At 42.3% G+C, this 9,835-nt stretch carries 7 protein-coding genes and 1 pseudogene; 4 read left to right on the forward strand and 4 right to left on the reverse strand.

The window, feature by feature from the left end; all coding sequences use genetic code 11:
* Positions 1-221: 221 nt before the first annotated feature.
* A complete protein-coding gene (locus NWP21_RS15300; RefSeq protein WP_280793330.1) occupies positions 222-1,298 on the reverse strand; it encodes a PIN/TRAM domain-containing protein in 1,077 nt (358 codons plus the stop codon).
* 245 nt (positions 1,299-1,543) lie between these two features.
* Here NWP21_RS15300 and hemW point away from each other — a divergent pair, with 245 nt between their 5' ends.
* A complete protein-coding gene (gene hemW / locus NWP21_RS15305; protein WP_280793331.1) occupies positions 1,544-2,722 on the forward strand; it encodes a radical SAM family heme chaperone HemW in 1,179 nt (392 codons plus the stop codon).
* 18 nt (positions 2,723-2,740) lie between these two features.
* Here hemW and NWP21_RS15310 read toward each other — a convergent pair whose 3' ends face one another.
* Together NWP21_RS15310 and NWP21_RS15315 are read right to left on the reverse strand one after the other, a co-directional pair.
* Positions 2,741-4,459 (reverse strand): ATP-binding protein, encoded by a 1,719-nt coding sequence (locus NWP21_RS15310; RefSeq protein ID WP_280793332.1) that lies wholly within the window; start codon positions 4,457-4,459, stop codon positions 2,741-2,743.
* A 96-nt stretch (positions 4,460-4,555) separates the two neighbouring features.
* On the reverse strand, positions 4,556-5,347 hold the full coding sequence (locus tag NWP21_RS15315; RefSeq protein WP_271730842.1) for a glutathione S-transferase family protein: 792 nt from the start codon (positions 5,345-5,347) through the stop codon (positions 4,556-4,558).
* Between the two features lie 339 nt (positions 5,348-5,686).
* Between NWP21_RS15315 and NWP21_RS15320 the strand changes: the two genes are divergently transcribed.
* Positions 5,687-6,340 carry a fasciclin domain-containing protein gene (locus NWP21_RS15320; protein WP_280793333.1) on the forward strand — a complete coding sequence of 218 codons (654 nt, stop codon included), beginning with the start codon at positions 5,687-5,689 and terminating at the stop codon, positions 6,338-6,340.
* Positions 6,341-6,700: 360 nt separating this feature from the next.
* Positions 6,701-7,009, forward strand: a complete 309-nt coding sequence (locus NWP21_RS15325) for an RNA-binding protein (RefSeq protein ID WP_280793334.1) — start codon at positions 6,701-6,703, stop codon at positions 7,007-7,009.
* A 231-nt stretch (positions 7,010-7,240) separates the two neighbouring features.
* Here NWP21_RS15325 and NWP21_RS15330 read toward each other — a convergent pair.
* Positions 7,241-7,397: pseudogene (locus tag NWP21_RS15330) on the reverse strand (transposase); the annotation flags it as partial.
* A 164-nt stretch (positions 7,398-7,561) separates the two neighbouring features.
* On the opposite strand from NWP21_RS15330, the gene NWP21_RS15335 reads away from it, so the two are divergent.
* Entirely contained in the window at positions 7,562-9,586 is a 2,025-nt protein-coding gene (locus tag NWP21_RS15335; RefSeq protein WP_280793335.1) for a serine/threonine-protein kinase, read from the forward strand.
* Positions 9,587-9,835: the final 249 nt, after the last annotated feature.

Genomic DNA, 9,835 nt, shown 5'->3' on the forward strand with positions numbered 1-9,835 from the left:
GCAAAAATAAGGTGTAGATGTCTAGATTGCATTGTGCTGTCGAGGGTTTAGTAATTTCTCTCATTCTCCCATACCCATTACTAGACGACCCTTATTTATCAATGCACTATTTTGTTATTCTGTCAATGCGTAAGTCCTACATTGGCTGTATTTTTCTAAACAAAATCGGTGCAGTGGGACTACACCGATAACGCAATTTAACTTTAGTTTGCCGTGAGATTTCATGCCAAAGCTGAAGCCTGAGGTTTAGCAAAAATCATGCGTCCGGCGGAGGTTTGCAAAGCACTAGTAACCACTACCCGCACCTCACCACCGACATAACTTCTCCCCTCTTCCACTACAACCATTGTGCCATCATCGAGGTAGCCCACTCCTTGAGTGGGTTCTTTACCTTCTTTGAGAATCTTTAGGTCAAGATTATCACCAGGTAAATAAGTAGAACGCACAGCATTTACTAAGTCATTCACGTTCAGAACCGGCACTTTCTGCACGCTGGCTACTTTGGATAAGTTGTAATCATTGGTGAGGAGTGTACCGTTGATTTCTTGGGCAAAGCGGACTAATTTAGCATCGACTGTGGCAGTTTCTTCATAGTCCACAGGGTTAATCAATATCCGATCTGGGTAATCTTTCTTAATGCGGTTGAGAATCTCTAATCCCCGCCTCCCCCGGACTCGCTTTTGGTCTTTGCTAGCATCGGCTACTTGTTGCAACTCCTGCAATACAAACTGTGGTACTAAAATTTGTCCCTCGATAAATCCGGTTTCTAGGAGAGCTTCAATGCGACCGTCAATAATGCAACTAGTGTCTAAAACTTTGGTACTGGCAGGTTTGAGTGTGCCTTCCACTACCATTGTTTCTACAGTGTTGGGATTAATGAACCGCAATAACCCGCGTCCGTGGGTATCGGCTAAATTCATCCCGGTCACAGCCAGTAAAATACTGCCGACAACGGCTACTAGTGGCTTAATAAAGCCAAAATCCTGGGGAATTGGTAGTAAAAATAATGGCGCTAGCATTAAGTTAGCTAGTAAGAGCCCAATAACTAGGCCAATGGCGCGAGTTAAGATCATTTCCAAGGGCATTTCTCGGACTTGTACCTCTAAGCGCCGATATGATGTTTGGAAACGTAGACCCACTGCACCGCCAAGAATAGCGGCAAATACGGCAAAAACCAGGCGTAAAGCGTCTAGGTTTGTGACCCCATCAAGGGAACCGTCGGGTAGTAGTTCAATGCTGTAGAAGCCGATTCCCGCTGCTGCTAGGATGAATGAGAGAATAATAATGGCGTCAATCATAGTTGTCTTGTTTTCCCGCGATTGTGTGACCCAATAAACTCAAGTATTTTTCATCGGTGGGAGAGATTAATCAATATTGACTTACATTAGGGTTTTTAGCAGGTAATATCTGCAAATATTATAACTAAACTGTTTTTTGGGAATATTTTTCATACTTTTGTTGTAAAACGATAAGAAATTGTAAGAAAAACTATTTATTTTCACTGTTTGTCATACTCACTGGGGTTGATTAGTTCTTACTGACAATGAATCAAAAAGTTAATGTTCCTGAAATGGCGAGTGCTGCATATGTACACATTCCCTTTTGCAGACGGCGGTGCTTTTATTGTGATTTTCCTGTGTCTGTGGTGGGCGATCGCCTGCGGGGCGAAACATCTGGTACTATATCCCAGTATGTGGAGGCTCTATGTCGGGAAATTGCCATGACTCCCACTGGTCAACCTCTGAAGACAATTTTTTTTGGTGGTGGTACTCCTTCTTTACTATCAACAAAGCAGTTACAACAGATATTAGCAACGCTGGAAAAACATTTGGGAATTGCTGCTGGTGCAGAAATTTCTATGGAAGTAGACCCAGGAACCTTTGATTTAGCACATATATCTGGCTATAGCAGCGTTGGTGTAAATCGGGTTAGTTTGGGTGTACAAGCCTTTCAAGCCGAATTATTGCAGTTTGCGGGGCGATCGCATTCTGTTGTAGATATTTTTACATCTGTGGAATTAATTCATCAAGTCGAAATTTCCGAATTTAGCTTAGACCTCATCTCAGGTTTGCCGCATCAGTCTTTAGAACAATGGCAGGATTCCCTAGATCAAGCAGTGGCAATGATGCCTACTCATATATCTATATATGACCTTACCATAGAACCAGGTACGGCCTTTGGTCGTTACTACAAACCTGGTGACCAGCCATTACCAACCGATGAAACCACAGTCAAAATGTACCAAATGGGGCAAAAAGTTCTGACTGATGCAGGTTATGAACATTACGAGATTTCCAATTATGCCCGCCCTGGTCATCAATGTCAGCATAATCGGGTATACTGGGAAAACCGCCCTTATTATGGTTTTGGTATGGGTGCGGCGAGTTATATAGATGGAAAGCGCTTTACCCGCCCCCGTAAGACTAAGGAATATTACCGATGGTTAGATTCTGGGGGTATAATTGATTGTGAAGTGACTCCCCCAGAAGAAGTATTGTTAGAAACCTTAATGTTAGGGTTGCGTTTGGCTGAGGGTGTAAGTTTGAGTATGTTAGTTGGGAAGTTTGGGGAAGATCAAGTCAAAGAAATTTACAAATGTTTACAGCCTTATTTAGATAAGGGTTGGGTAGAAGTTATTGGGGAGAGGTTGCGCTTGTCTGACCCCCAAGGGTTTTTATTTTCTAATGTGGTGTTAGCTGATTTGTTTGAACAGTTGGGTTGAAAGCAATAAAGTCCACGACTAAAAACCTAAATCTGCTTTAGCTATTTCCGCAGCAGCAAATACTTCTGCATCTGGCTTTTCTTCCCAAGCGGGATCACCAATTTCGGCGTAGAATGTGGTATCATAGGGTCTGGTCTTGACCACAACGGGCATAGGAACGGCATGGCCTAAAATTAAGGCCTGTTGTTTAGAGTCTAATTTGGCTAAGACTGAGCGCAAACCACCCGCACCAGATACACCGGTAAAAATCGCATCAATATCTTTTTCATCATTCAGCAAAGCGGTGATGCGTGTGCCAATTTGAGACATAACTTCATTATCAATTCCCGATGGACGTTGGTCTACTACTAGCAAAGTTACGAAATATTTTCGCAGTTCTCGAGCGATAGTGCCGAAAATTGTACTTTGGACAATGGACGGATCAAGGAACCGGTGCGCTTCCTCAATGGTAATCATTAATGGTGTCGGGCGATCGCAGGGATTTTTACTGTGTAAGAATTTATCTGCTTTCTTGACATATTCCTCATGAATACGTCGAGTAATCATGTTAGTCACCAACATATAAGAAAGCATATTGGATTGGGAACCAAATTCTATGACTACATTTTTCCCGGCTTCCAAAGACTGGATAATTTTACTAATATAATTCTGGGGACAAACTCCCCGCATATATTTCAAACTATCCAAGCGCAAGAGTTTACGCTGTAAAGAGGTGATAGAACCTGGATGTCCTGGCTTTTCTTCGCAGAACATTTTAATATCCTCACCGGTCATCTTAAACAATTGGGTAATCCAAGATTTACCAAACTCGTTGTGTAAAATACTGGCGTTATCTAAAGCTGCTTCCGAGAGTCCTAAATCTCGACTACATAATTTAATATCTTCAACTGTGATTTGCTCATAACTCAGATATAATTCTTGAGCATCCCGCACCCCCCGACGCTTTGTAGATTGAGGGTCAAGGGTGTAGACTTCCACTTTACCAGGAAATAGTTGTTTTAAGCCTTTAACAGTATTAACATTTTTCCCTTCTGCTACTGCTTCCCAACCATACTCGGAATGCATATCGAAAATTAAATTTACCGCCGCATTTTTGCGGATGACTCCGGCTAAAAGTAAGCGTGTGAGGAAAGATTTACCAGTTCCAGATTTACCAAACACCCCATTACTCCGCTCAACAAAGCGGTTTAAATCAATACAAACTGCTACATCCATATCTAAGGGTTTACCCACAGAAAAATTCCGCCTGTGGGGGTCGTCTTCCCACCCAAACACCCGGCGAAAATCCTCTTCACTTGCTTCGTAAACTTGGCTGAAATGACTGGGAATTGTTTTTACTGGGAGCAATTCCATAGTAGTACTAGTTTGGGGCTGAAATGAGGCTAAACCATTTGGCGATTTGACCAAACCATTGGTACTATGATTTGAGGATTCATCAGACTCAGGGGTAAACATCAACATGGGGGCGAGGTTGATAGTACCATAAGTACCACTACCAGCTAAAACTTCCCGTAAAAAAGTGTCTTCCCAACCCGGGGGATTAGCAAGAATGCGGGGGTTAGAAGTTCCTAATGCTACATCTGTCAGCATACAGAAAAAACGCGATCGCAATCCATGGACAACCAAGAATTTACCCACCCGCATATCTTCCACAGAAATATCCGGGTGTAATCTTACTTCTAACCCCCCAGTCAGAGAACCTTGGATAACCGAACCTAATGGTTGTGAAGAATTCATTTGAATAACTTATAGATTCCTGTGTTCATCTGTGGTTCCTAACTTCCATAACCCAACCAGCCAATAATACAAAGTTAATCACCATCATCCCATCACCTATTCAATTTGAATAGAAGTGGGTGCATTTCCCGTTGGTGGGGTTGCGATTAATGGTTTACGGAATTGAGTATACAGGCGATCGCGCCAGTCAAAAAATGGCTGATAATCAGGATTATCAGCTAAACCAGGTACACCTTTACCTCTGATACCTGCGGGTAAGTCTAAATAGGGGACTTCTGGGAACTTGAGTAATATTGATAAACTCGCCACTGTCAAATCAGCTAAAGTCGGCTCATCACCGGTTAAATATGGACTATCTGCCAATAATAATGTTAGTGCTTCTAAGTCTTGTTTCAAGTCCGCGATCGCCGATTTAATCACATCTGGACTATAACCGACCCCAAAGCCCAAAACAGTCAACACATCACCAGGTACTCCTGCAATTAGACTTTTAAATATATCCGGTGTGGAATTAGGTAATAAAGACTGGCGGAAATTTTGGTCTTGACTAATAGCAGAAAAAAGAGCTACCCTTGCTTTCTTACCGATTGATTCATCTGCCCATTCTTCCATCAATAAGCATAAACCACGTTGTCGAGAATCTTGAGGTATGAGTGGGCGATCGGGATATTCTAAATCTAAATACTTAGCAATTTCAGTAGAATCAACAATATATCTGTTACCATCCTTTAAAACTGGCACTTGTCTTTGTCCAGTCAGCCGAAATAAATCTATTTGTCCAATTCCGGGGGTAACTTCTATTTTACGGTAATTTAGCCCTTTGTAATCTAGAATCAACCGTACTTTCTCTGAATATTGAGATATTTCCCACTGATATAATTCCAGCATAACCTATATTTTCAAGAGTTTAATTCTACAACGCTCTTATTGTATCTTCACTTCCGGTAATTTTCCTGAGCAAGTCAGCAATTTAGCAAAAATCTTATGGAAGAAATAGGAGATTTTGGCTGTTAGTCAGGACTGTAGCCATGGTGCTAGGAAACCAAGTAGGATGTACAAAGTGTTTATTATGGATTCTGGGAAATTATCTCAGGTGTTTAAAAGCATCAGTGATAATTTTACATAGTTATTTGCACTAAAAATATTGCTGCTGGATTTATATATTTTGCATAGCGAAGTGTTATAAATCTTTAATGTCACCTATATTAAGAAGGACTAAAAAGATTTATGAAAGCAAATTACAGCAATTTTTTGACCAATCTTGCGGGAATAGTTGGGTTAGCCAGTGTTAGCCTTTTGCTCAATTTACCATCTCTAGCCAATGAAGCAACCAATAATCTAGCACAAGCTGGGGGTGGAACACTTAATCCTAGACCCAGTATTTTTGATGAGTTTCCCTATAACCGTAATAAACCTCGAACTCAACCCACCACCCCCAGGGTCACACCACCCACAACTCAAACTGAAAACAAAACCTTGTTAGCACTAGCAGAGTCTAGCCCTAAGTTTACCACCTTAATGGCGGCATTAAAAGCAGCGGGATTAACGGAAGCTTTGCAAGGTAGAGATCAATTAACAGTCTTTGCTCCCACCAATGAAGCATTTGCCAAATTACCACAAGATGCTGTCAGAGACTTGTTAAAGCCAGAGAATAAAGAAATCTTGCTCAAGCTATTAACTTACCACGTAGTCAGTGGCACAGTTCTATCTACTGATTTGTCATCTGGGGAAGTGCAAAGCCTTGAAGGGGGAGCCATAAAGGTCTCCGTTGGTTCTAATGGGGTGATGGTCAATGATGCCAACGTAGTTGAAGTAGATATTAAGGGTACTAATGGTGTGATCCACGCTATTGATCAGGTGATTTTGCCTCCTGACCTGTAGACCCCATCGTTGATACCATTATTCAAGCATGAAAGACCGTTGAGATCAATATCTAAGCGGTCTTTTTCTGTGTGTTAGGTGGGGTAGGGGGACTTGATATTGCCAATCCGCAAGACTCAAATATCTATCTTACTGGGGGTAGACAAGACGACATAAATATAGATTTACCTTAACATAACTTTTTATAACAGTTTTTTTCACTTTTCCTGTGATCATTAAAATTATGTGCCACAATTGGAGTTGAGAATTAATTCGGCGACAGCGTTTGTTTTTAGTATTGACAGGCTTTTTCCTTGTGGTATTTACAGACTTATCTCCGAAATCTAAATCTCTACGTTTTTGTGATTTTGGAGACCATTGATGTCAATTTATATAGGTAATCTTTCATACAGCGTTACCCAAGAAGCCCTCACTGAGGTGTTTACAGAGTACGGCACCGTCAAACGAGTGCAAATACCAACCGACCGTGAAACAGGTCGTGTACGCGGATTTGCCTTCGTAGAGATGGGTTCGGACGATGAAGAAACAGCAGCCATTGAGGCTCTAGACGGTGCGGAATGGATGGGACGCGACCTGAAAGTGAATAAAGCTAAACCCAAAGAGGATAAAGGTTCCTTTGGTGGTGGACGGGGAGGATACGGTGGTGGCGGTTCCCGTAACCGCTACTAAAACCTCAGGACTAGGGGGGAAGTTTGTCCTAGTATCTAGTCCTCAACCCCTTTAATACTGTGGCTCCGAGCAAGGCTTAGTCCATGTTCGGAGCTTTTAACTATCAAAACATAGTGGGAGTGTGAGAACCCCCACGCTAAAGCATAGGGATGAAACCCGACTCAACAAGATTTATCCTATCGCATCCTTAACAAAAAGGTTTTAACAGGTATTAAGACATCTCGAATAGTTGCTACTGTAACCCTTAAAAGCTTTAATTATTAAATGTGGTGTGTCGGTTGGTTTGAGGCTGACAAACAGATGAATATAGTCTGGTGCGACTTCCACCAGCTAAAATATCCCATTCCTTTTCCACTGCTAAATCAAGAAAAATTTGTTTCAATCTAGTTTATAGTGTCAAAGTAACTCGTGTATAAGTCCTATTGTGGTTTAGTATATGGTGGTTTTGACCGCACTTATTCGGCTCCAGATCAGCATAAATCCTATAGACACTTTGGGATGCGATCGCAGCTGATCAAGTCAGTCAGGTAAAAATCGGATAGCTAATGACTTATGTATATAAATAATAGTATTCAACCCGGTGTAACTTTAAGCGATCGCTATGTAATTGTTCGTCAAATCGGTCAGGGAGGTTTTGGACGTACCTATTTAGCTGAAGACCTGAACCGGTTCGGTGAACTGTGTGTTTTAAAAGAATTTTCCCCTCAAGTTCAAACAGACTATATTGCACAAAAAGCCCAAGAATTATTTCAGCGAGAAGCGGCGGTTCTCTACAAGCTAGAACATCCGCAAATTCCCCGCTTTCGGGAACTACTGCGAATTAACTTACAAGGTCAGGAATACCTGTTCCTGGTGCAGGATTATGTAGAAGGACAAACTTATAGTTCCTTATTAGATGCGCGTAAACAGCAAGGATTACGATTTACAGAACTTGAAGTTAGGCAATTGTTATTAGAAATTCTGCCAGTGTTGAAATATATCCACTCCATGGGGGTCATTCATCGGGATATCTCACCAGATAATTTAATCCTGCGCAGTACTGACAAATTACCGGTATTAATTGACTTTGGCGGCGTGAAACAAGTAGCCGCAACGGTGGCCTCGCAATATTACCAAGGGGAAAAAACCCCATCCCCCCAATCACCCACCCTACTAGGTAAAATAGGCTTTGCACCTCCAGAACAGATGCAAACAGGTATGGTGTATACTCACAGCGACTTGTACGCCTTGGCTGTCACCATCCTAGTTTTATTGACAGGTAAACAACCGCCAGAACTCATTGATAATTATAATCTAACTTGGCAATGGCGACGAGAAGTTACTCTCAGTCCGGTATTGGGACAGATATTAGATAAAATGCTATCCCCCAGACCAGGCGATCGCTATCACTCAGCTGCTCACGTCTTAGCTGCTCTCAACCCCTCATCAGTGAGTCATCCCCCAACTCAATATCCCACTAACCCACCCACATCTGCTACAGTTGCTGTTTCCCCCCCTCCCCCACCGCGCCCATCTCCCTCATCATCTCCCGAACCAACATCCGGGTTAACACCAGCAACAGCCTTAGTAGCAGTAATCATAGTTGCGGGTACAGCTGGGGGAATTTGGTGGGGATTCACTAGCAGTGATCACACTCCACAAACAGTTACACCTACTCGCCCTCCCACCCTTGAGCAACCCACGACACCCCCAGATCCACTCTCCCCAGCGGAACGTCAACGTAAACAAAGATTAAACAATCGCCGTCAACAATTGGGAATTGATTCCAGCTTTTACGTCCGGTTGGTAGATCAAATATTTTGGGACAATAACCCCAGTTTACAGCGACGCACTCTCACTGATCAAGCGCAAGATGAAAGTTTGCGGGCACAATGGGATAAAACAGCCGCTCAATTACTAGAAAAAGTAGCTGTATTGAGTACGAGGTCGCGCCAACAATTGGGAACTTATACAGCAGCAGAACGGGAAGCTTGGCGAGTGGAAGTTAACAAACTCAACGTGAGTATGACTTCTTTATATGATTTAGCTGACCCTGCGTTTTTCAACCAATTTCCTCAACAGCAAGGCCAAAATTTTATCAATCAACCCATGGGACAAGTTTGGCACGGGTTTGTTAGCGATAAACTTAACGCTATTGTCTCTGGAACGGCTTTAGACAGAATTCTATTTGATCCAGGTACTACCAGCAAAACAGTTACAGGTAATCTGCAATCAGCTGTTGACCCGACTGGGGGTAAAGTTTTTATTGCTCACCTGGCGCAAAATCAATTAATGGAAGTGAAGTTAGAAGCCAGTCCTCAAGTTTTACTTTCGGTTTATTCTCCTTCTGGCCAAGTGAAATTTTTAGAAGACTCTCCAGAACGTAATTTATTAGTTAATAAATTACCAGAATCGGGATTTTATCAGTTTGTAATTGCTTCCACAGCATCAGAACCACTAAGTTATCAACTCAGCATTGCGGCACAAACTCCTACTCCAGAACCTACCCCAGAACCTACCCCGGAACCTACCCCGGAACCTACCCCAGAACCTACCCCAGAACCTACCCCAGAGCCAAATGATAGTGAACCCAACTAGTTTTGTTTGCTAGCGGGTTTAAATTCCTCCTTGAGATCGGCAAAACTTGCTTTGGGTCATTGACTAACTTTGACTTTTAAAACATCCTCTCAGCACGATGATATAAATTAGGACTTACGCATTGACAGAATAACAAAATAGTGCATTGATAAATAAGGGTCGTCTAGTAATGGGTATGGGAGAATGAGAGAAATTACTAAACCCTCGACAGCACAATGCAATCTAGACATCTACACCTTATTTTTGCTG

Source organism: Anabaenopsis sp. FSS-46, assembly GCF_029891665.1.
GTDB lineage: Bacteria > Cyanobacteriota > Cyanobacteriia > Cyanobacteriales > Nostocaceae > Anabaenopsis > Anabaenopsis arnoldii.

What these genes read in the sequence shown, in the direction of transcription:
- NWP21_RS15310 (WP_280793332.1), bottom strand. Translation starts at nt 4,459, where the DNA reads ATGAATTCTTCACAACCATTAGGTTCGGTTATCCAAGGTTCTCTGACT.
- NWP21_RS15300 (WP_280793330.1), bottom strand. Translation starts at nt 1,298, where the DNA reads ATGATTGACGCCATTATTATTCTCTCATTCATCCTAGCAGCAGCGGGA.
- NWP21_RS15335 (WP_280793335.1), top strand. Translation starts at nt 7,562, where the DNA reads ATGTATATAAATAATAGTATTCAACCCGGTGTAACTTTAAGCGATCGC.
- hemW (WP_280793331.1), top strand. Translation starts at nt 1,544, where the DNA reads ATGAATCAAAAAGTTAATGTTCCTGAAATGGCGAGTGCTGCATATGTA.
- NWP21_RS15320 (WP_280793333.1), top strand. Translation starts at nt 5,687, where the DNA reads ATGAAAGCAAATTACAGCAATTTTTTGACCAATCTTGCGGGAATAGTT.
- NWP21_RS15315 (WP_271730842.1), bottom strand. Translation starts at nt 5,347, where the DNA reads ATGCTGGAATTATATCAGTGGGAAATATCTCAATATTCAGAGAAAGTA.
- NWP21_RS15325 (WP_280793334.1), top strand. Translation starts at nt 6,701, where the DNA reads ATGTCAATTTATATAGGTAATCTTTCATACAGCGTTACCCAAGAAGCC.